The sequence below is a fragment of the Niabella agricola genome (assembly GCF_021538615.1).
Lineage (GTDB): Bacteria > Bacteroidota > Bacteroidia > Chitinophagales > Chitinophagaceae > Niabella > Niabella agricola.
The window spans coordinates 146,146-168,750 of record NZ_JAJHIZ010000002.1; the positions used below are offsets into that span (position 1 = coordinate 146,146).

General features: G+C 50.4%; 12 protein-coding genes. All 12 read left to right on the plus strand.

Annotation, left to right across the window (positions count from 1 at the left end; all coding sequences use genetic code 11):
• Positions 1-195 precede the first annotated feature (195 nt).
• The 12 genes from LL912_RS01070 (at position 196) to LL912_RS01125 (ending at position 21,554) form a co-directional block, all read left to right on the plus strand.
• Complete coding sequence (locus tag LL912_RS01070; RefSeq protein ID WP_235551702.1) at positions 196-1,989, plus strand: right-handed parallel beta-helix repeat-containing protein; 1,794 nt, start codon at positions 196-198, stop codon at positions 1,987-1,989.
• A complete protein-coding gene (locus LL912_RS01075) occupies positions 1,986-4,910 on the plus strand; it encodes a glycoside hydrolase domain-containing protein (protein WP_235551703.1) in 2,925 nt (974 codons plus the stop codon). Before LL912_RS01070 ends, LL912_RS01075 begins: the two co-directional genes overlap by 4 nt.
• Positions 4,911-4,997: 87 nt before the next feature.
• Positions 4,998-7,208 carry a beta-galactosidase gene (locus LL912_RS01080; RefSeq protein WP_235551704.1) on the plus strand — a complete coding sequence of 737 codons (2,211 nt, stop codon included), beginning with the start codon at positions 4,998-5,000 and terminating at the stop codon, positions 7,206-7,208.
• 220 nt (positions 7,209-7,428) lie between these two features.
• Positions 7,429-7,623 (plus strand): glycoside hydrolase N-terminal domain-containing protein, encoded by a 195-nt coding sequence (locus LL912_RS01085; protein ID WP_235551705.1) that lies wholly within the window; start codon positions 7,429-7,431, stop codon positions 7,621-7,623.
• A gap of 315 nt (positions 7,624-7,938) precedes the next feature.
• Complete coding sequence (locus LL912_RS01090; RefSeq protein WP_235551706.1) at positions 7,939-8,319, plus strand: hypothetical protein; 381 nt, start codon at positions 7,939-7,941, stop codon at positions 8,317-8,319.
• Positions 8,320-8,566: 247 nt separating this feature from the next.
• A complete protein-coding gene (locus tag LL912_RS01095) occupies positions 8,567-8,722 on the plus strand; it encodes a hypothetical protein (RefSeq protein WP_235551707.1) in 156 nt (51 codons plus the stop codon).
• Between the two features lie 542 nt (positions 8,723-9,264).
• Positions 9,265-11,229: an alpha-L-arabinofuranosidase C-terminal domain-containing protein gene (locus LL912_RS01100; protein ID WP_235551708.1), complete on the plus strand. Its 1,965-nt coding sequence runs from the start codon at positions 9,265-9,267 to the stop codon at positions 11,227-11,229.
• Positions 11,229-12,236 carry a family 43 glycosylhydrolase gene (locus LL912_RS01105; RefSeq protein WP_235551709.1) on the plus strand — a complete coding sequence of 336 codons (1,008 nt, stop codon included), beginning with the start codon at positions 11,229-11,231 and terminating at the stop codon, positions 12,234-12,236. The genes LL912_RS01100 and LL912_RS01105 overlap by 1 nt, the downstream gene beginning before the upstream one ends.
• Positions 12,237-12,401: 165 nt before the next feature.
• A complete protein-coding gene (locus LL912_RS01110; RefSeq protein WP_235551710.1) occupies positions 12,402-14,354 on the plus strand; it encodes a glycoside hydrolase family 97 protein in 1,953 nt (650 codons plus the stop codon).
• Positions 14,355-14,368: 14 nt separating this feature from the next.
• Positions 14,369-16,717 carry a glycoside hydrolase family 127 protein gene (locus LL912_RS01115; protein WP_235551711.1) on the plus strand — a complete coding sequence of 783 codons (2,349 nt, stop codon included), beginning with the start codon at positions 14,369-14,371 and terminating at the stop codon, positions 16,715-16,717.
• Between the two features lie 143 nt (positions 16,718-16,860).
• The gene (locus LL912_RS01120; protein WP_235551712.1) at positions 16,861-19,044 is read left to right on the plus strand and encodes a family 43 glycosylhydrolase; all 2,184 of its coding nucleotides are present in this window, start codon (positions 16,861-16,863) and stop codon (positions 19,042-19,044) included.
• Between the two features lie 32 nt (positions 19,045-19,076).
• On the plus strand, positions 19,077-21,554 hold the full coding sequence (locus tag LL912_RS01125; protein WP_235551713.1) for an alpha-L-arabinofuranosidase C-terminal domain-containing protein: 2,478 nt from the start codon (positions 19,077-19,079) through the stop codon (positions 21,552-21,554).
• Positions 21,555-22,605: the final 1,051 nt, after the last annotated feature.

Below are 22,605 nucleotides of genomic sequence, written 5' to 3' on the forward strand. Positions count from 1 at the left end.
TGTGCTGTTATGGTGAAGTGTGGGAATGCAGCGCTGAAGGTTTCGGAGATATGGTAAGCCTGTTCGATGTCCGGTTGAAGATCCGGGATGTCATGGTGAACCTGTCAAACCATGATTCCGCAAAAAGTAAATAATTAGATGAAAATGATCAGGAAAAATAGGTGCCGCTTTGTGTTATGCTGCACGTGTGTTTTAATGTTAGCGCTATACGGTAATGCCGATGCCGCAGTGCCGGACAGCCCGGTGGTTTATCTCGCCGATTACGGGGCCCGTTCCAACAGTTTTGAAAATGCAAGTCCGGCTGTGGTAAAGGCCCTGGAAGCCTGCCGCGGCAAACGGCAGCCCACCCTGGTGCTCCCGGGTGGCCGCATCGATCTGTGGCCGGATGGGGCCTTTAAAAAGGAATTATACATATCCAACGATACCGAGTCGGACAGTGCATCCAAGGTTAAAAATATAGGCTTCTTGCTGGACAGCATGGAGGGGCTTACTATTGAGGGCCACAATACCCTGGTGGTACTGCATGGCAAAATGATCTCCTTTGCATTGATCAACAGCCGGAAGATCACGCTGCGCAATATCGCGTTCGATTATGAGCGGCCAACCATGAGTGAAGCCACCGTAGCTTCGGTGAGTGATAGCGCTGCGGTGTTAGCGGTTCATCCGGATAGCCGGTACCAGGTTCGCAATGGTCAGGTAACGTTTTATGGAGAAGGTTGGAAGAGCAACCGGCTTCATGCCATCCGGTTTAATCCTGCCACTTCCTTTATGCATTACAGTTCGTTTCAGCCTTTTTTAAAAGCAGGTGCAAGTGAGCTGGCTCCTTTTCAGCTGGCATTTGCCGGCGATTTCAGCAAACGGGATTTCAGCAAAGGCGATATACTTACATTCCGCGATCCGTATCGCGACAACAGTGGGGGCTTTATCTGGCTAAGCAAAAACATCCGGCTGGAAGGGGTTCAAATGCACTATATGCACGGGCTGGGCATCGTGTCGCAGTTTTCGGAGAACATCAGCTTCCGGCGGGTGAGCGTAAAGCCCCGCGAAACCTCCGGAAGGGTCATTGCAGCGTTCGCTGATGCATTTCATTTCTCCGGCTGCAAAGGCACCATTGTGATCGACAGTTGTGAAACATCGGGTTTGCACGATGATCCTGTAAATGTACACGGCACACACCTGAAGATAACAGAGCAGACGGACGATACGCATGTGAAACTGCAGTTCATGCATCACCAGACCTACGGGTTTCCGGCATTTTTCAGTGGAGACAGTGTCGCGCTCATCGATCCGGAAACCCTGCAGGAGGTAGGGTACGCACGGGTCAGAAATGCAACGCTTGTAAACAAAAAGGAAATGGTGGTGGAGATGGATCGTCCCATTCCTGGAACGATCCGGCCGGGGCTTTGCATGGAAAATCTTACCTGGACGCCGTCCGTGGAGATTCGGAATTCGCTGTTTGAGCGTACCAATACCCGGGGAATGCTTATTACTACCCGGAAAAAAGTAGTGATCGAACACAATGTATTCAAACGCACCGGCATGCATGCCATCCTTATCGCTGATGATGCCGCCAGCTGGTACGAGTCTGGTCCCGTAAGAGACGTGACCATCCGAAATAATACTTTTGAATCCTGTGGGTATAACCAGGCGCCCGGCTCTTATGTGATTGCAATATTGCCTGAAAATCATAAGAAAGTCCCAGGTTATTATGTACATCGCAATATCAGCATTACCGGGAATGTATTTACGATTTTTGATGCGCCCGTGCTCATCGCTAAAAGTGTGGATGGTTTAATGGTTCATTCCAATACAATAAAAAAAGCCGACAGGTTAAATGGCCTGCAGAAACGGCCTGCATTTGAATTGCGTGATTGCAGGAACATATCCATAAAAAAGAATACAACTGACGTGCCCTGGCCGGTTCGTGTGCATTTGGCAAACACCGACCGTAGTGCAGTACAGACCGATCTAAATATTGTTACACCATGATAAAAAAGTTCCTGCTTTTCATTGCGCTGCTGCCACTGGCGATAGTCGTATACGGCCAGGTGCATGCTTACAGCGTGGCACAAACGCCCTGGCCGGAAACCCTGGGCAACCACCGGGCTGTTGTGGAATGCACGGCACAGGCACCGGCACATGTAAAACTTTTCTGGCGGCGGCATGATGTGGCCCCGGAACAAAAACGATTGCTGATCCTGGCTGCAAACGGGGACACGGTACGCAATATTTATCGTGTTGCAGTAAATGATGAAACAGCAGAATTTGTATTTGAACCGGTAAGCGGAAAAGGGACTTATTATGTATACTACCTGGCTTGGAAGGGACATAAAGGGAACGGCTCGTTTACAGGAGATTATTTAAAACCGGAAGCTGCACCCGACCCTGCCTGGATGCAGGAGCAGGGGCTGCCGGCATCGGCCGCACGGCTGCAGCTGTCGAAGGTAACCGGCCTGCAGGCGCGTACGCACTTTGATAGCTTTTATCCCATGGAGGTAACTGCAACAACAGCCGAAACGGGACAGCTGATGGCGCGGCATAACAAAAAGATGCTCCTGTTCCCTGAGGACCGGAGGAACCCTATAAGGATGCAAACCCATCTTCCCTATAAATGGATCCGGTCGGGCCCCGTGGCTTCGTTTTCCGGAACGGCCTTGCGTAATGAATACTATACGTTCCAGGTAGGCGTATTTGCGGCGGGAACACCCCTGAAGGATCTAAAAGTGCGTTTTGGAAAAACGCCGTTCCCGGTTACCTGTTTTAATACCGGAGGTTACAATTCAAAAGGCAGGGTCTTTACCAAAACTGTGGATGTGGAGCAGGGAAGGATACAGCCCCTGTGGTTTGGTGTGGATATTCCGGAAATGGCAAAACCAGGACGATATGGTTTTACGGTTGCCATTGCCGCTGAGGGGATCCCGGAACAGCAAGTTCAGGTAGTGCTGCAGGTAAACAATAAGCGCATAGCTGAGCGGGGTGATCATGAATTGTGGCGGCATAGCCGGTTGCGATGGCTCAATTCAAACCTGGGTATTGATGATGCGGTGGTAGCTCCCTATACCAGTCTGCAGCGGAAACAAAACACCATCACCGGCAGCACCACGGCAATCATTATTGGCGCCATGGGATTGCCGGGGTCGATCCGGCCTTTCGGTAATGAATTATTGGCGTCCCCCATGGCCTTTATTGTCGAAACCGATGGGGGTATTGAAAAATGGTCCGCTGGTCCGCCGGAATTTGTAAATGAATCGGGCAGCCTTATCCGCTGGAAGACCCGGGCAGAAAACAAGCGGCTATCCCTGGTGTGCACCGGAACCATGGAAGCCGATGGCTATATGCGTTTTTACATAGATCTGTCGGGTCGTACATCTGTAATGATAAAAGATATCCGGTTGCAGTTGCCATTGCAAAAGGACTTCAGTAAATATTTTATGGGAATGGGCCTGCCCGGAGGTGAAACGCCTGCAACATACAACTGGAAATGGAAGGGCCCACAGGATGCGTTCTGGACCGGTAATGTACATGCCGGCCTCTTTTGCGAATTACGGGGCACATCTTACAGCGGCCCGTTGCTCAACCTGTATCGTCCGCTTCCGCCGCCTGTCTGGTATAACCAGGATAAGGGCGGCTTTTCGTTACAGGGGCAGGATGCGGTGCTGTACGTAACCGCCTACAGTGGCGGACGGATGCTGAATGCAGCGGATACCCTGCAATATGAATTTGCATTGCTTTCCACCCCGGTGAAACAAACAGATACCCGGTCACAATTCACAGACCGCTATTATCATAATGGCAGCGATCCGCTGCCTGAAGAAGCCGATCTTAAAACGGGGATCCGAATATTCAATGTGCACCATGCCAATGCCATCAATCCCTATATCAATTACCCGTTCATTACCACCGATACCATCCGTGCGGTAGCGGATGCCTGGCATAAAAAGGGGATGAAAATGAAATTGTATTATACCACCCGGGAGCTGACCAACCAGGTGCCGGAGCTATGGGCGTTAAGAAGCCTGGGGAATGAAGTACTGGCCGATGGCAAGGGTGGTGGCTATGTGTGGTTGCGGGAGCACCTCGTGGATCATTACGATCCGCAATGGTTTACGACCATCGGGGGCTACGAGCGTTCAGATGCCGCCCTGCTTACCAGCGGCGATAGCCGTTGGTACAACTATTATATCGAAGGACTGCGCTGGCTGGTACAATACACCGGAGTCGACGGGCTGTACCTGGATGATGTATCCTACGACCGGGATATGCTCAAACGTATGCGTAAGGTAATGGACCAGGTAAAACCCGGCTGTGTCATCGATCTGCATTCCAATACCGGGTTTTCAAAAGGGCCGGCTACGCAATACACGGAGTTTTTTCCGTATATCAATAAATTATGGTTTGGCGAAAGTTTTCAATACAACAAAATGATTCCGGCTAATTGGCTGGTAGAGGTTTCGGGGCTGCCGTTCGGGCTTATGGGTGATATGTTGCATGGTGGCGGTAATCCCTGGCGGGGGATGGTGTATGGGATGACGGTACGGTATCCCTGGTATACAGAAGGCGTAAACTGTGATCCCCGGGATATCTGGAAGGTGTGGGACGGGTTTGGCATTGCGGATGCGAAAATGGAAGGGTACTGGGAGTACGCTCCTGTGATTACAACCGATAATCCACAGGTGTTGGCGACCGCCTATATACGCAACGACCGGTTACTGATCGCCATGGCCAGTTGGGCGGAGGACACGGTGGCTGTAAAGCTGCACGTGAACTGGCAGAAGATCGGCTGGACTCCCCGGAATGATCTTTTAAGAGCGACCGGCATCCGGAACTTTCAGCCGCAGCAGCAGTTTAGCCTGGAGCAGCGTATCCCGGTGGCTCCGCAAAAAGGCTGGCTACTGATTATTGATAAGTAACCGGGTTACTAAATGTAAAAGCCAGCGGGAAATGCGGCAATCGCAGAAACGTTTAATAACCTCATACAACTAAATAAACAGAACCAGGTGAAAAAGTATTTTTTGTTAGCAACGTTTTTCATTTTTCCGTCTGCGGGAGTATCGTGCGCTCAGGAGCAGGTATATGAGATCGATGCATCGCAGGTGGCGGGCCGGGAACCGCAGCTGATCCCCTTCTCCGGCATTAATCCGCAGGGAGTAAAACTTTCGGCCAATAACCGGTTTTTCTTAAAAAATGATCAGCCCTGGTTTCCGCTGATGGGCGAGCTGCATTATAATCGTGTGCCGCCGCAGGATTGGGAATCCGGTATTTTGAAAATGAAAAGCGCCGGGCTCGCTATTATTGCCACCTATGTCTTCTGGAACGAGCATGAAATTGCACCGGGCGTATGGGACTGGAAGGCCAACCGGGATCTGAGAAAGTTTGTGGAGCTCTGCAGTAAACATCATATGTATGTATGGCTGCGTATTGGCCCCTGGGCACACGGTGAGCAGCTCCATGGAGGCCACCCAGATTGGATCGCAACAATGCCCGGGAAACGCAGTAATGACCCCGCATATATTGCAGCTGCTGCAAAATTGTTCAACCAGATAGGAGCGCAGGTAAGAGGACTCTTCTTTAAAGCGGGAGGACCTGTCATCGGTATACAGTTGGAGAATGAATATGCAGGCGGACAGGCAGCACATATTTCCAAACTGAAGGAAATGGCACAGGCGTCCGGTATGCAGCCGGTGTTTTGGTCTGTTACAGCCAATACCGTTTTTGACCAGGATAAAATGGAAGTAATTCCCTTACAGGGCTCTTATTGTTACCGGGGCTGGGAGCCTGGCGGTGGCGGACCTACGGCCGATTTCCTGTATGGAGATGATCAATGGATCATGGGCGATGCGCTGGGGAAACTTTTTTATAACCCGGCATTGTTCCCGCGTGGTCTTTGCGAGCAGGGCGCCGGCAGCCAGATGACCTATCAAAACCGTTTTGTTGTGGAGCCGCAGGTAGAAGCGGCGCACCTGCAAAACCAGGTGGGCCGTGGTATGAACATGATCGGGTACTATATGTTCCACGGGGGCACTCAAACACCGGGTTTAAAAGAACCGGGGCTGCCTGAAAGCTACGACTTTCAGGCGCCCATCGGCGAGTTTGGGATCATCCGTCCTTCATACCAACAGCTGAAAATATTGCACCATTTTATCAATGATTTTGGAAGCATGTTAGCGGCTATGCCACAGGTGGAACCAGGGCACCCTGTACGCGATGTTCGCAATACGAAAGACCTGCGTTTTATAGCAAGGGTGAAGGATAACAGTGGTTTTTTATTTTTAATGAATACCCAGGTACGCATTCCCATGCCGGATAAAAAGGTTGCCGTAAGTGTAAAGCTGGAGCATGAAACCATCCGTTTTCCATCTGTTACGTTAAAAGGACAAACCAGCCTGGTATTGCCGTTTAATTTGCGGGTAGGGAATCTGTTGGTTAAATACGCTACAGCACAGCCATTGGCAAAGATCCATACTGGCAATACAACAACTTTATTCCTGGTAAAGCCGGAAGGTGTCGACCCTGAGATAGTCGTTGCAAAAAGTGACGGCAGCTTGATAAAGGCCCCGTTGCTGGTGAATAAGCCCATTGTATTTGCCGGGGTACTGCATCAGCAGCTCAGGGTGGTGCTGCTCTCCCGGCAGGATGCTGAGAATAGCTGGCGTACCACCATTAATGGAAAGGAAGTGTTGCTGGTTACGGCGGCCGATCTTATCAATGATGGTAAAAGTCTGCAGTTGCAGCAGCTTGCTGATCGTTTATTTAATCTTAAAGTATATCCCAAAGACGCTATAGATCTTAAAAAAAACAATAACATTCATACCGGGGTGTCCGGCATTTATACCTATTATAGCATTTCCGTGGCTGCTTACCGACCTGATGTTTACCCCAGGCTGAAGAAAGATCGGGCCGTTGTTTCATTGCCGGCATCCCTGCCGGAAAGGGTAAATGATCTGCTGCTGAAGATCAGTTACCTCGGTGGCAGTGCTGCAGCAAGCCAGGAGGGGCGATTGCTGACCGACAACCTGTTTAACGGAACCCCCTGGTGGTTCAGCACAGGAAGATATTGCGGAAAAGGGGATCTTCACTTTGATGTGCGAAAATGGCAAGATGAAATTATAGGAGTAGATCTGGATCGCATGCAGAGGGCAAAGGTAAAAGGTGCGGTGATCGAAAAGATAACAGTTATTCCGCAGTATAAAATCAATATCCGGTTATAGTTCAGTGGCAATAAGGCGAGCGGATGTGGGGGTAATGCTTAGCGTTCCTAGGGTTAAAACAAAATCACGATGTGCATAAACCCCGCTGCCAAAAATTACCTGCCACCGGTACGTGATGCGCTGTTTAATGAGGACTATAAAAAAAGCGGATTCGCTTGTGCGGCGGACGCAGGGACCTTTTACCGAATCCTATGCGCCGCTGGGCAACTTTATCTGGTAGGTGGCGCTGGAGTGCAGCAGGGCGCTGGGCCTTCGGCGTGCCATTGCAAAAATAACCTATACCGTAAATGGTACGGTTTACATACGCGAGGTATTTGCTTCATGCCCCGACCAGGTGATCGTGATCCGGCTAACTGCAAAAGGAAAAGATAAGCTCAATTTCACCTGTCGCTTCGATAGTAAAAAAAACCCGTAGTGCCATACAAAACGGACTGCCTGTGGAAATTGAGCGGCTGGTCCTTCCGCCGTTATTTTGTAATCTACATTGGCTTCAATAAAGCTTTGCGCTTCCTTTGTGCGGATGGAATGATTATTGTAGGATGCTTCATGGAACGCTTTAACGAAGATAAATATTTGACAAGTCTAAATTGCCCTGCTGCAAAGTCTGTTTATATAACATCAGGTACGTGAAACTATATGAACGTTGATAAAGCAGATTCATTTCAGAAAATGATACCGGTGAAATGGTTAGCGTATATTCATTTTGTTCTTCACTAAATAAATAAAAATCATGAAGCTCAGTACACTTTTAAGCATTGCCTCCATTTATATGGTTTTAGCCGGGCTTGGATTTATTTTATTTCCGCAGGCATTTGGCCGAGGAGCGGTACCCTCAGATGCTTCCCCGGCTCTGATTGCCTATCTGCGACTCATAGGGAGCCCTATGTTAGGGATCGCAGTTCTCAATTGGATGGCCAGAAAGGAAGGCCCGTCTACAGCCCGTAACGCAATTATAATAGGCAATACGGTAGGCTTCGCAGTGATAGCCGCCCTGGATATTTGGGGGCTGTTTAATGATGCAAGGCCCGCTACTAAAGTGTTTGTGGTTATACATCTGCTCTTCACGCTTGCCTTTCTCATCCTGGGCCGAAAGAACATGTTAAAGGGGTAAGCGAGACAAGAAAAGCATAACGATGTTCCGATGATTTTTAGGGCTTCTTACAGTGGTTATATAAAGCTGGAAACTGAAAGAATATAAAAGTGAAAGGTGCGGTTTTTTGAAAGTCCGAAACTGTGCCATCCATCATCAGCTGGCATTCATTCAATCTGATGATGGATGAGGGCAACGTGTTGCCGGAGGCCGATCGTGGCCGTTACTATGAAAACCAGTTAAAAATGCCAGGGAGGCAGCGGTATATATGGCAGCAAATTATAAAGAGCCATGCGGTCTTACCCTGCCTTGGAAAGACACCAGGTATGATTTCACCTTGCCGAACTGGTTCCTGGACCGTACGTTTGTGAATATTTTAAGTCTCCGGACCGGTGCATCCTTAAAGATTGTGATTGGCGCCTGATATGCGTTGCGGGCACAGCGATCGGTAATATCGAAAAGTACCTGTACCCACGCAGCAGGCGGCCTTGTTATGCGTGCTGTACCGGGTACGCATTTCCCGGGGTAGAAATGCGCCATGGACCCCCCAGGAGCTTTAAAAGATTGCCAGCTTTTTAACTTTCGGTTCATAGATGGATTTGAATATTCAATATTTTCATAAAAAAATATTTTAATTGTCATTTTTACAATTTATCTTTATGCTTCCATAACCTGCCGGGGTGGCTTGCCAGCCTCCGGACAGCTTTATGATTGCTTGATAGTTAAACCATTCAACAATGCAGCAGTTTCGCCATCAACAAAACAGATTGATCCGACAGGCCGGGCTATTGCAGCGGTTGAGGCTGGGACCGCGATCCTGGTTTCAACAGGCGTTCATCGATGCCGGCATAATAACAAAACTGGAGAAGCGCTGTAAAAACCGCGGATTACGAAGCCGGGCCGGCATGGAACAATGGGTGTATATACCGGTTCCAAAGTTTTGACAGGTTGATCTAAATGTGTTTTATGAAAAAAATATGGTCTTTATTTTTTATTGTATCGGCTACTTGCACAGCCGGTAACGCGCAAACAAAAACCTTCCGGGTGGATGTAAGCCGGCCGGTAGCGGCGGTATCGCCCACCATGTATGGCGTCTTTTTTGAAGACATTAATTTTGGGGCCGATGGCGGCATTTATGCCGAGCTGGTAAAGAACCGCTCCTTTGAGTTCTTTAAACCACTAATGGGGTGGAAGGTGGAACAAACTCCGTTTCGTGAAGGAGCTGTTACGGTACTGAACCGGAAAGGGCCAAATCCCCGTTTCCTGAGGGTGGTGCTCAATCCTGCAGCTGACCGCGGGTTTTCCTTAATGAACGAGGGATTCCGTGGTATGGGTATTAAGCAGGGCCTGCGCTATGATGCTTCTTTTATGTATGCAACCTCTGATCCCGGCATCCGCGTTCATTTTGAATTACTGGATACGGCTAATCGGGTCATCGGCTCGGGGTTGGTAACGCCCGCTGCTACAAACGGCGCCTGGAAAAAACAGGAGTTTTCATTTGTAGCCGGCCAAACAGAAGAAAAAGGAAGACTGCGGATCTCCCTGGAGGGATCCGGAACCATCGACCTGGACATGATCTCGCTTTTCCCCTCCGATACCTGGAAGGGCCGTAAAGGCGGCATGCGGGCCGACATGGTGCAGATGCTGGCTGATATGAAGCCGGGCTTTATCCGTTTTCCCGGGGGCTGTATTGTAGAAGGCTTTGATCTTTCGCAGCGGTATCAATGGAAAAAAACGATTGGCCCGGTAGAAGAGCGGCAGTTGCTCATCAACCGCTGGAACTTTGAATTTCCACACCGCGCCGCCCCGGATTATTTCCAAACCTTCGGCCTGGGCTTTTTTGAATACTTCCAGCTGGCGGAAGACGTTGGCGCGGAGCCTCTGCCCATCCTGAATTGTGGTATGGCCTGCCAGTTTAATTCGGCCGAGCTGGTACCGCTTGATGCGCTGGATCCTTATATCCAGGATGCCCTGGATTTGATTGAGTTTGCCAATGGTCCTGTTACTTCCAAATGGGGAAAGATCCGGGCAGATATGGGGCACCCGGAACCGTTTCATTTAAAGATGATGGGAGTTGGCAATGAGAACTGGGGCCCGCAATACCTGGAACGCTTACAGCTGTTTCAAAAAGCCATCAACGCAAAATATTCCAACTTTAAGATCGTGGCCAGTTCGGGCACGGACCCGGATGGCCCGCGTTTTGACCTGCTGAACAAGGCACTCCGCGCATCAAACATTGCATTTATCGATGAACATTATTACCGGCCACCGCAGTGGTTTTTCGGCAATGCGAAGCGGTACGACTCCTATCCCCGTAGCGGTACAAAGGTCTTTGCCGGGGAATATGCATCGCACCCTGCCGGTGTGGCACCCGAAAAAAAGAACAACTGGTTGGCAGCGTTATCGGTGGCTGCCTTCCTCACTGGTGTGGAGCGGAATGCAGCGGTGGTGGAGATGGCCTCCTACGCTCCGCTGTTTGCCCATACCGAGGGATGGCAATGGGCTCCGGACCTGATCTGGGTAAACAACCTGAAAGTGTTTGGGACCCCGGATTATTATGTGCAAAAAATGTATGCATTAAATAAAGGTACCAAAGTGCTTGCTCTTACCATGAACAAAGAGCCTGTAGCCGGGCAGGATAGTTTATATGCTTCCGCTGTAATAGATGCTGATGCCAAAGTGCTTGTGGTCAAAATAGTAAACGCCGCGCCGCGGGAACAGCAGGTGCAGCTGGCCGTTGATGGTGTTAAAAAGCTGGGCAGCTCTGCAAAGCAGATGTTGCTGCGAAGCGATGATCTTAACAGCATCAACTCCCTGGCACAACCGGAAAAGATCGTTCAGAAGGAAACGGATATTGTAATAAAGGGGAAGAGCCCGTTGATAGAGGTTGCGCCCTATTCATTTTACATCCTCCGTATTCCTTATTTATAATGAAAAGATGGATAACGGTTTTAGCGATTGCGTGGATGAGCGCCCCGCTGCAGGTTTGGCCGCAGGCGATAAAGACGGGCATGACGTTCAGTACCCGCCAAACACCGGTTCATGACCCTGTGCTGATAAAGCAGGGCCATACCTATTATCTTTTTGGAACGGGCAGGGGCATCAGTGTTTTTTCGTCAAAGGATCTCCAAACCTGGAAAAAGGAAAAACCGGTTTTTGAACAACCGCCTGCCTGGGCAGCAGCAGCCGTACCCGGATACGAGGGGCATGCCTGGGCGCCGGATATCAGTTATTATAAAGGACTTTATTATTTGTTGTATTCGGTTTCCACCTTTGGGAAAAACAATTCCTGTGTTGGTATGGCGGTAAATACCACCCTGGATCCTACAGATCCCGCGTTTGAATGGGAAGACAAGGGTATGATCATCCGGTCCGTTGCCGGCAGCGACCATTGGAATGCGATCGATCCCAACCTCGTGTTGCACGAAAAGGGAAAACCCTGGCTCTGCTTCGGTTCATTTTGGAATGGCATTCAGCTGGTGGCGTTGGCCTCCGATCTGAAGCCGGCCGGAGGTGTAAAGACCATTGCAAGCCGCTGCACAGGGCAGCCTGGCGCGGATTCAGTGACAGCAGGCGGCGCAATAGAAGCGCCATTTGTATTCCGGAAGAACGGCTATTACTATCTTTTTGTTTCCTGGGATTATTGCTGCAAAGGCCGTGATAGCAATTATAAGGTTGTGGTAGGACGGAGCCGGAAGATTACGGGCCCTTATGTAGATAAAAAAGGGCAGCCCATGGCGCAGAACGGCGGCTCTCTTTTGATCGGGGGAAATGGCAGCGAATGGATGGGCATCGGGCACAACGCTGTTTTTACCGATACCGACGGGACCGATTATTTTGTGGCACATGGATACGATGAAGGGGAGTCTAAACTATGGATCCGGAAACTTCGATGGGCGACAGATGGATGGCCGCTGCTGGAAGGTGTTTCGCTGTAGGGCCGGCCCGGCGCCATTAAAGCGATCTTTAAAGACATGCCAGGCAATGGCTGGCATTATTCGGGCGGTATCATGATAATTGTTGATCAGACATTTTATTTTTTAATTTGGCAGGAGCGCTTCCTGTCCGCAGCAGGAGGGTACAAAAGATAAATATTGAAATCAATGGGAAATCAGCAGATGAAACGATGGTTTTTAGCAATGTTCTGTTTTACAGCCGCGCTTGCTCCGCGGGCACAGGAACTACATGTAAAGGGTCCGGATGGGCGGCTGGATGTGGTGCTTTCCGTGGCAGAGGGCCGGCCGGCTTATGAAGTACGTTACAACGGGAAGGTGTTTCTTGAAAAATCGCCGTTGGGGCTGAACACTACGATAGGCGATTTTAGCTGCGGCCTGAAGCTCATGGATCACCGTATAAAAATGATTACCGAGGATTATACGCTTAACCGGTCCAAACATTCGCAGGTGCATTATGAAGCCAGCGAGCTGGTGGCCACTTTTGCCAATACGGAAAAGCAGGCGATGGATATTATATTCAGGGTAAGCAATCATGATGTGGCATTTTGCTATGCCCTGCCCCGGCAGGGCGGCAGGGCAGCGCTGGCTGTTCAGCAGGAATATACGGGATTCCGGTTCCCTTTGCAGACTACTACGTTCTTAACGCCACAAAGCCGGGCCATGACCGGCTGGAAGCGCACCAAACCTAGTTATGAAGAACCTTATAAAGCAGATATGCCCATGGATGCGCCATCTGCCTATGGTAATGGTTACACTTTTCCCGGTTTATTTCGCATCGGCCGGGAAGGATGGGTATTGGTCAGCGAAACCGGTGTGGATAGCCGTTATTGCGCATCCCGTTTAAGTGAATATCAATCCGGCGGTTTATACCAGATCGCGTTCCCCATGGCGGCAGAAAATGATGGAAATGGCACAGTAGCCCCGGCCTTTGCGTTGCCGGGACGCACACCCTGGCGCACCCTGACGGTGGGTGAAACACTGAAGCCTGTTGTAGAAACCACCGTGCCCTGGGATGTGGTAAAACCCTTGTATGAAACCCGCCACAGGTACCACTGGGGCAGGGGTACCTGGAGCTGGATCCTTTGGCAGGACCAAAGCATCAATTATAACGACCAGGTAGCCTATATCGATCTGGCAGCCGCAATGGGGTATGAGTATGTATTGGTCGATAACTGGTGGGATCAAAACATCGGCCGTCAACGGATGGCTTCGCTGGTAAAATACGCCCAAAGCAGAAAAGTGGATGTCTTTCTTTGGTACAGTTCCAGCGGGTATTGGAACGATATTGAGCAGGGCCCGGTAAACCGTATGGATAATCCCATTGTGCGCAAACGGGAAATGCAGTGGTTGCAAAGCCTGGGCGTAAAGGGAATTAAGGTAGATTTTTTCGGAGGCGATAAACAGGAGACGATGCGCCTGTATGAGGCCATTCTCAGTGATGCGGATGATCATGGGCTAATGGTCATCTTTCATGGAGCAACCTTGCCGCGGGGCTGGGAGCGCATGTATCCCAACTATGCAGGCAGCGAAGCCGTGCTGGCTTCAGAGAACATGGTTTTTACACAGGCTGCCTGCGACCAGGAGGCATTCAATGCCTGTCTCCATCCGTTTATCCGCAACACAGTGGGATGTATGGAGTTTGGCGGCAGCTTCCTGAACAAACGGTTGAACCGTGGCAATAATGGCGGATCCGAACGGCGTAGTTCTGATGCCTTCCAGCTTGCGGTTGCGGTACTGTTTCAAAACCCGGTACAGTTCTTCGCCCTGGCACCCAATAACCTTACTGATGCGGCGCCGGTGAGCCTTGGCTTTATGAAAGAAGTGCCTAGCACCTGGGATGAAACCCGGTATATAGACGGATACCCGGGTAAATATGTGGTGCTGGCCCGCCGGCAGGGCAGTCGCTGGTATATAGCCGGTATCAATGCCCGGCAGCAGGCAGTACAGTTAAAATTGGATCTTTCCCTGCTGGCCGGGCAACGGGTGGAACTGATCACTGATGGTCCGCAAAAGGCGCCGGCAGCTCATCGCACCACGATCAGCAAAAACGGGATTTTTGAAATTACCCTGCAACCGGGGGGAGGATTTGTTATAAGATAAACAAAACAAACAGTATGATCAGGAAGGTTATTACAGGCCTTTTGGCTTTTGCGGTCTTTTCAACTGTGGCAAGGGCGCAGGATACTTCATTGCTGAACTATTTCCGGTTGCAGGAGGTGACGCTGTTGCCGGGTCCGTTCAGGCATGCACAGGACCTCAATAAAAAGTACCTGCTGGAGCTGGATGCAGACCGGTTGCTGGCGCCATTTCGCCGCGAAGCGGGGCTGCCGGTTCAGGTGCAAAGCTATACCAATTGGGAAAATACCGGCTTGGATGGTCATATCGGCGGTCATTACCTCTCCGGGCTGTCGCTAATGTATGCATCCACAGGCGATACCCTTATCGGGAACCGGCTGCAGTATATGCTGCGCGAATTGAAAAAATGCCAGGATGCCAACGGCGATGGCTATATCGGCGGTGTGCCCGGCGGGAAAAAAATCTGGAATGAAATTAACGGCGGCCAGATCAAAGCCGGCGCATTTAGTTTGAATGATAAATGGGTGCCTTTATATAATATTCATAAAACCTATGCCGGTTTAAGAGACGCCTGGTTGCTGACCGGAAACACGGAGGCCCGGGAAATGCTGATCAACATGGCCGATTGGGCGATACGGCTGGTCTCTCGTTTATCGGACGCTCAGATACAGGAGATGCTGCGCAGCGAACACGGTGGATTAAACGAAGTGTTTGCAGACGTGGCGGTGATTACCGGCGATAAAAAATACCTGCAACTGGCCCGCCGGTTCTCACACCGGGCGGTTCTGGATCCCCTCCTGCACCATGAAGATCAGTTAACTGGTATGCATGCCAATACCCAGATACCAAAAGTGCTGGGCTTTAAACGTATTTCCGAGGTTAAAGGAAATGCTTCCTGGGGAGAGGCGGCCCGTTTTTTCTGGGAACGGGTGGTGGAGCATCGTTCCGTTTGTATTGGCGGCAACAGCACATCCGAGCATTTTAATGCGCTGGATGATTTTTCAAAAATGATCCGGGGTGTTGAAGGCCCTGAAACCTGCAACACCTATAATATGCTTCGCCTTACAAAGATGCTGTACCAAAGCTCCGGGGAACAGCAATACATCGATTATTACGAAAAAGCGTTGTACAATCACATGCTTTCTACACAGGATCCCAATACGGGCGGACTGGTGTATTTTACCCCGATGCGGCCGGGGCATTACCGCGTCTATTCCCAACCGCAAACCAGCATGTGGTGTTGCGTAGGCTCGGGGCTCGAAAGTCATTCCAAATACGCCGAAATGATCTATGCCTATAAAAAGAATGACCTCTATCTGAACCTGTTTATCCCTTCGCGCCTGCACTGGAAAGAAAAAGGCGTGACCCTGGTTCAGGAAAATGATTTTCCGGATCATCCGCAAACCCGGCTAACGGTCTACGTAAAGCAAAAGACCCCGTTCACCCTGCAGCTGCGCTACCCCGCATGGGTTGCCTCCGGCACTTTGCAAATTTTGGTGAACGGTAAAAAATATCCGGCAAAGCCGGTTAATGGCTATGTGCCCATCAACCGGGAATGGAAAAATGGCGACCGGCTTACAGTTGAGATGCCCATGCATATGCGCGTAGAATCGTTACCGGGCGCTGAGGGGTATTACGCTTTTTTATATGGCCCGGTAGTACTGGCCGCCAAAACAGATACTCTTGGCCAGTCCGGCCTGTTTGCCGATGATTCAAGGGGTGGTCATATAGCGCGGGGCCCGCAAATTCCGTTGAAAGAAATGCCCGTAATAGTAAGTATGCCCGGCCGTTTGGCCAACCTGCCGCAGCCGGTGAAGACCAAACCATTAACGTTTAAGCTTAAGCATCTCTTTCCCGCCCAATATCCCGGTGGTATGGAACTGATTCCCTTTTTTCGCTTGCATGAATCGCGCTATATCATTTACTGGCCGCAGGCAACGCCTGAAGCTGTAAAGAAAATGCAGGAAAAAATGGCAGTGGCCGAGGAGGAAATGATCAAATGGGATGCCCTGACCATTGACAAAGTAGTTTGCGGCGAGCAGCAGCCCGAGTCGGACCATTTTATACAACAGGAAGATTCATGGACGGGCTTTATAGAAGATGTACACTGGCGGGAAGCGCGGGGCTGGTTCAGTTACCGGTTAAGGAGCCAGGGGCAAACTTCCCGGCGATTGTACCTGAAATATTTTGACCCGGTACGGTTTGATGTGCTGATCAATGGCAAAAAACTGGTTACGCTGAAACCCGGTGATAGCAATGGGCTGCAGACCCGCATCGTCCCCCTGCCTCCGGGATCTTCGGATGAAGCTGTAACGGAAGTAACCATAAAGGCGGCAGATAACTTCACAACAGGGAAAATAGCGGAACTCCGCCTATTGAAGGAATGAAGAATGAAGATTTTAATAAAGAGACGGGTAATATTCCTGAGCTGATTGCGGGCCGGACCTTAAAAATGAGGTGCCCGTGCAAGCGGCCGCTTTTGTAAATAGATGTATGACACGTTAAAAAATAAAATGAAAAGATCCGGTCAATGAAGAATAGAACATTAATTGTAAAAGCAAACAGCAGGAATGCAGTAGTCATCGTTATTTTTTTTATGCTGTCCATGTTTCAAAGCCAGGGGCAGCAAAAACTGCAGCAGAAGGGTTATACAGCCTATCTGTTTACCTATTTTACCGGTAATCAAAAGCAGGAAGAAGCCATCCGTTTTGCCATCAGTGCCGATGGGTATCATTATTGGGCCCTGAATGGGAACCAGCCGGTTCTTGCTTCGGAAGCCATCAGTACCACCGGCGGTGTACGGGATCCGCATATCCTGCGCGGGGCAGATCAAAAAACCTTTTACATGGTGGCAACCGATATGGTGTCGGCCAACGGCTGGAACTCCAACCGCGCCATGGTGCTGATGCGGTCAACGGACCTGATAAACTGGTCGTCTTCGGTAGTAAACATTCCCAAAACCTTTAAGGCTTTTGAAAATGTAAACCGGGTTTGGGCCCCGCAAACCATTTACGACCCTGTAAAGAAAAAATACATGATCTATTGGTCGATGCGGGCGGGCGATGAACCCGATGTGATCTACTATGCATATGCCAATAAAGATTTTACTGCTTTGGAAACGGCACCCCTTGTATTGTTTCATAACCCGCATGGTACGGCCTGCATTGATGGGGATATTGTTTTTAAAGACGGGAAGTATTATCTCTTTTTTAAAACGGAGGGCAGCGGCAACGGGATCAAGATCGCAGTTTCGGACCAGCTTACCACCGGTTATACACTACGCGACCAATATGTACAGCAGACCAGCGATCCTGTTGAAGGGGCAGGCGTATTTAAGCTCAATGATGGCAGCGGCTATATCTTAATGTATGATGTATATACCCGGGGCCGCTACCAGTTTACAAAAACCAGCAACTTTAAAAATTTTAAAGTGGTGGATGCGGACATCTCCATGAACTTTCATCCCCGGCACGGAACGGTATTGCCCATTACCACACAGGAAGCAGAACAACTGGCCGGTAAATGGCTGCAGCCCCGGGATCTGTTCACATCGGTGCAGTCGAAGCAGATCCGGAAGAACAATATCGTGTTCGATACATCCCGTAAAAAGTTGTACCTCCCTGTGCTGCCGGGTACGCCATTGCGGCACTTTGATCCTGGGTTTACAAAACTTCCCGGAGTATCCATTGCACCGGCAGGACCGGCTGATTTTTCAAAGGGCCCTGTACGTTATGCCATTAAGGTTAAGGGCCACCAGGCAGCGGAAGTGGAGGTGCATATTGTGCAGGATCACAACCCCGTTCTCAACGGTTATTATGCGGACCCGGAAATATTGTATGCCGGGAAAACAAAACGATTCTATATCTATCCGACAAGCGATGGATTTACCGGCTGGAGCGGTAATCAATTCAAAGCTTTTTCTTCGCCCGACCTGCTGCATTGGAAAGATGAAGGTGTGATCCTGGACCTGCCCAAACAGGTAAGCTGGGCCGGCCGCAATGCCTGGGCACCCTGTATCATAGAAAAGAAAACCGAAGGGCGGTATCAATATTTTTACTATTTCACTGCAGCGCAAAAAATAGGAGTAGCGGTTGCTGATCATCCCACGGGCCCGTTTACCGACCTGGGCAAACCCCTGGTTGCAGAAAAACCACCCGGCGTAAAGGGTGGGCAGGAAATAGATCCCGATGTATTTACAGATCCGCAAACCAGTAAAAGTTATTTGTATTGGGGTAACGGGTATATGGCGGTGGCCGAGCTGAATGCAGATATGGTTTCGTTAAAGCCGGGAACCACCAGGATTCTTACGCCCGACCGCACATTCCGGGAGGGAACCTATGTATTTTACCGGAAGGGGGTTTATTATTTTATGTGGAGCGAGAATGATACCCGTAGCCCGGACTACAGGGTGCGTTATGGTACGGCAACCACACCGCTCGGTCCCATCCATGTGCCGGAAAATAATGTGGTGCTGCAAAAAAAAGCTGCCGCGGGCATTTATGGTACCGGGCATCATTCGGTATTACAATTGCCGGGCACCGATCGCTGGTACATCGTTTATCACCGGTTTACCTATCCCAATGGTATGGCTATGGGAGAAGCGGCCGGTTATCACCGGGAAGTATGCATCGATACGCTGGAATTTAATGCCGATGGAAACATCCGGGAAGTAAAGCCTTCGCATCTCGGCGTTGGCCCGGTGCATTTAAAATAGGATTGCTTAACCTCTAAAACGGATCTTAAATCATGATAAAACGGATTGTATTCTTACTGGTAATCGTTGCTGTATGCAGCCGCGCTCTGGCAGGTGCTCCCGATTCGGTCTGGCTTTTTGCCTACGCAAAAGTGCAACACGAAGGAAGGGATGGGCTGCATTTTGCCTGGAGCAACGACGGGAAAAGCTGGCATGCCATTGGCCAGGAGTTTGGTTTTGTAAGATCGGACTATGGGCGCTGGGGCAGCGAGAAGCGCATGATTCAACCGGTGCTGTTTCCCGGTACAGGGGGAACCTGGCATTGTGTATGGAACCTTACCGGCGATACCGGACCGGTTGCCTATACGGCTTCGCAGGATCTGGTGCGTTGGATCCCGCAATCTTACTATGCAGACCTGGAAACGGTGCAACCCGTATCTGCACCACAGGTGGAGGATGCCAGGAAGCGGCAAACAGAGGTGTTGGTGCTGGGCGTACCGCGAAAGGGAAGCCGGCTAAAAGTATCCTGGACCCTGGTGGATGGCCTGTTGAAAAAAGAACAGCTTACGGGGTACCGGAACCAGCTATGGGGTGAAACTACCCACGAAGACAGCGCGCGGTTTGCGACCCTGAAGCCGGTAATGGTATCCATCCGCCCGGAAATAGCGCGTTCAAAAAAGATCGGCAATATGTTGATGGGCGTGTTCTTTGAAGATATCAACTATGCTGCAGATGGCGGGCTCTACGCCGAGCTGGTGCAGAACCGGGGATTTGAATATGATCCAGCTGACAAAGAAAACCGCGATCCGGACTGGAATGCAAAAAAAGCCTGGAGTGTTTCCGGGAAGGGGCTGGATTTTGCCATTGCTTCAGTTGATCCCATCCATTCCAACAATAAGCATTATGCAGTACTGCGTACGGATGGTACCGGAGGTGCGCTGGTTAATGAAGGCTTTGACGGCATGGTTATAAAAGCAGGGGAGCGGTACGATCTTTCCCTGTTCGCCCGGTCGCTTTCCGGAAAAAATAACAAACTCGCCGTTCGGCTTAAAACAAAAGATGGTACGGTGGTCGCAGCTTCCGTGATTAACGGGTTAACACCGGTCTGGAAAAAGCAAAGCCTGGTGCTGGTGGCAAAGGAAACCGTAACCGATGCAAGACTGGAACTCATTCCGCAGGCGGAAGGTGCCCTCGCGCTGGATATGATCTCGTTGTTTCCGCGTAACACGTTTAAAGGCCGTAAGAACGGGCTGCGTGCAGATCTGGCGCAGCATATTGCAGACCTGCATCCCCGGTTTATCCGCTTCCCGGGCGGTTGTGTGGCGCATGGCGATGGCATCGAAAATATTTATAACTGGAAAAATACGATCGGTCCGCTGGAGGCCCGCAAGCCACAACGCAATTTATGGGGCTATCATCAAAGCATGGGGCTCGGTTATTTTGAATACTTCCGGTTTTGTGAAGACATCGGTGCGGAGCCGGTTCCCGTAGTGGCGGCTGGCGTGCCCTGCCAGAATTCGGCGCAGCACGGACATCCGTTGGGCGGACAGCAATGCGGCATCCCGTTAAAAGATATGAACCGTTACATACAGGATGTGCTGGACCTGGTGGAATGGGCCAACGGCGATGTGCATACCCAATGGGGGAGGCAGCGTGCCGCAGCTGGTCACCCGGAGCCCTTTCATTTAAAGTATATCGGGATCGGTAATGAAGACCTGATATCGGATGTGTTTACAGAGCGGTTCATCATGATCTATAATGCCGTTAAGAAGAAATATCCGGACGTTACAGTGATTGGAACCGTGGGGCCTTTTTTTGAAGGGTCGGATTATGATGCAGGCTGGAAGCTGGCATCCCGGCTGCAGGTGCCCATGGTGGACGAGCATTACTATGTACCGCCGGGCTGGTTTATTTATAACCAGGATTTTTATGATCAATACGATCGCAACGGGCCTAAAGTATACCTGGGCGAATATGCCGCACATCTGCCGGGCAGGCCCAATAACCTCGAAACTGCATTGGCGGAGGCGCTCCACCTGACTGCACTCGAGCGCAACGGCGATGTGGTGCGGATGGCATCCTACGCGCCCCTGCTTGCGAAAGAAGGCCATACGCAATGGAGCCCGGATCTCATTTATTTCAATAACAGCATGGTAAAACCTACCACCGGCTATTATGTGCAGCAGCTGTTTGGGCAAAATGCGGGCGAGACCTATATTCCGGCCAAGGCTGTTTTTTCAAATAACAATGAAAAAATAAAAGCCCGCGTAGCCTGGTCGATCGTGAAGGATGCAAAAACAGGAGACGTGATCCTGAAGCTGGTGAACCTGTTGCCGGTAGCTGCCCAGGCCAGATTAGACGTCAGTGCTTTGGGCCTGCATGCTGCACCTGTAACGAAAATGGTATTGACCGGGCGGCCCGATGAAAAAAATCTTAAGCCGGTAAAAACAACGGTTTCATTAAATGAACTGGAAAAAACAGAGATGCCTCCTTATTCCATTACTGTATTGCGGGCAGGAGGACCAAAATAAAAGGGGGGATTTCAAATTTTCGCTATCGCTGCGCCGATCCGCGGCGGCGGAAGGCATCTGCTAAAACAGGGAGACTTCTTGATTGCACTCGAAGCGACAGTATAATTGATCTTCTCTACCCGGTGTAATCGGTCATCAGCAAGCCAATAATATGATACGCTTTCGTCACCATGAGCGCAACAAAGTGGAGCCGAAGGGTCTTCGGACGGTCCGGTATCACAGGGATGCTTCGGCTGTGCTCAGCATGACGGAAGTATGATTGATCTTCTGTATCCGGTGTAATCGGTGATCAGCAGGCCAATGATATGATACGCTTTCGTCACCCTGAGCGAAACAAAGTGGAGCCGAAGGGTCTCCTGGCGGTCGGACAGTCCGGTATTACAGGGATGCTTCGGCTTCGCTGCGCTCCGCTCAGCATGACGGAAGTATGATTGATCTTCTCTACCCGGTGTAATTGGTCATCAGCAAGCCAATAATATGATACGCTTTCGTCACCCTGAGCGCAACAAAGTGGAGCCGAAGGGTCTCTTGACCGTCGGACGGTCCGGTATTACAGGGATGCTTCGGCTTCGCTGCGCTCCGCTCAGCATGACGGAAGTATGATTGATCTTCTCTACCCGGTGTAATTGGTCATCAGCAAGCCAATAATATGATACGCTTTCGTCACCCTGAGCGCAACAAAGTGGAGCCGAAGGGTCTCTTGACCGTCGGACGGTCCGGTATCACAGGGATGCTTCGGCTGTGCTCAGCATGACGGTAGCATGATTGATCTTCTCTACCCGGTGTAATCGATGATCAGCAAGCTAATGATATGATACGCTTTCGTCACCCTGAGCGCAACAAAGTGGAGCCGAAGGGTCTCCTGGCGGTCGGACAGTCCGGTATCACAGGGATGCTTCGGCTTCGCTCCGCTCAGCACGACGATAGTATAATTGATCTTCTCTACCCGGTGTAATCGGTCATCAGCAAGCCAATAATATGATACGCTTTCGTCACCCTGAGTTAACCATTAGCGGATCAAAATTATTGGGGTCTATGACGTGGATTATCT

What these genes read in the sequence shown, in the direction of transcription:
- LL912_RS01120 (WP_235551712.1), top strand. Translation starts at nt 16,861, where the DNA reads ATGAAGAATAGAACATTAATTGTAAAAGCAAACAGCAGGAATGCAGTA.
- LL912_RS01075 (WP_235551703.1), top strand. Translation starts at nt 1,986, where the DNA reads ATGATAAAAAAGTTCCTGCTTTTCATTGCGCTGCTGCCACTGGCGATA.
- LL912_RS01110 (WP_235551710.1), top strand. Translation starts at nt 12,402, where the DNA reads ATGGGAAATCAGCAGATGAAACGATGGTTTTTAGCAATGTTCTGTTTT.
- LL912_RS01090 (WP_235551706.1), top strand. Translation starts at nt 7,939, where the DNA reads ATGAAGCTCAGTACACTTTTAAGCATTGCCTCCATTTATATGGTTTTA.
- LL912_RS01100 (WP_235551708.1), top strand. Translation starts at nt 9,265, where the DNA reads ATGAAAAAAATATGGTCTTTATTTTTTATTGTATCGGCTACTTGCACA.
- LL912_RS01095 (WP_235551707.1), top strand. Translation starts at nt 8,567, where the DNA reads ATGGCAGCAAATTATAAAGAGCCATGCGGTCTTACCCTGCCTTGGAAA.
- LL912_RS01115 (WP_235551711.1), top strand. Translation starts at nt 14,369, where the DNA reads ATGATCAGGAAGGTTATTACAGGCCTTTTGGCTTTTGCGGTCTTTTCA.
- LL912_RS01125 (WP_235551713.1), top strand. Translation starts at nt 19,077, where the DNA reads ATGATAAAACGGATTGTATTCTTACTGGTAATCGTTGCTGTATGCAGC.
- LL912_RS01070 (WP_235551702.1), top strand. Translation starts at nt 196, where the DNA reads ATGTTAGCGCTATACGGTAATGCCGATGCCGCAGTGCCGGACAGCCCG.
- LL912_RS01105 (WP_235551709.1), top strand. Translation starts at nt 11,229, where the DNA reads ATGAAAAGATGGATAACGGTTTTAGCGATTGCGTGGATGAGCGCCCCG.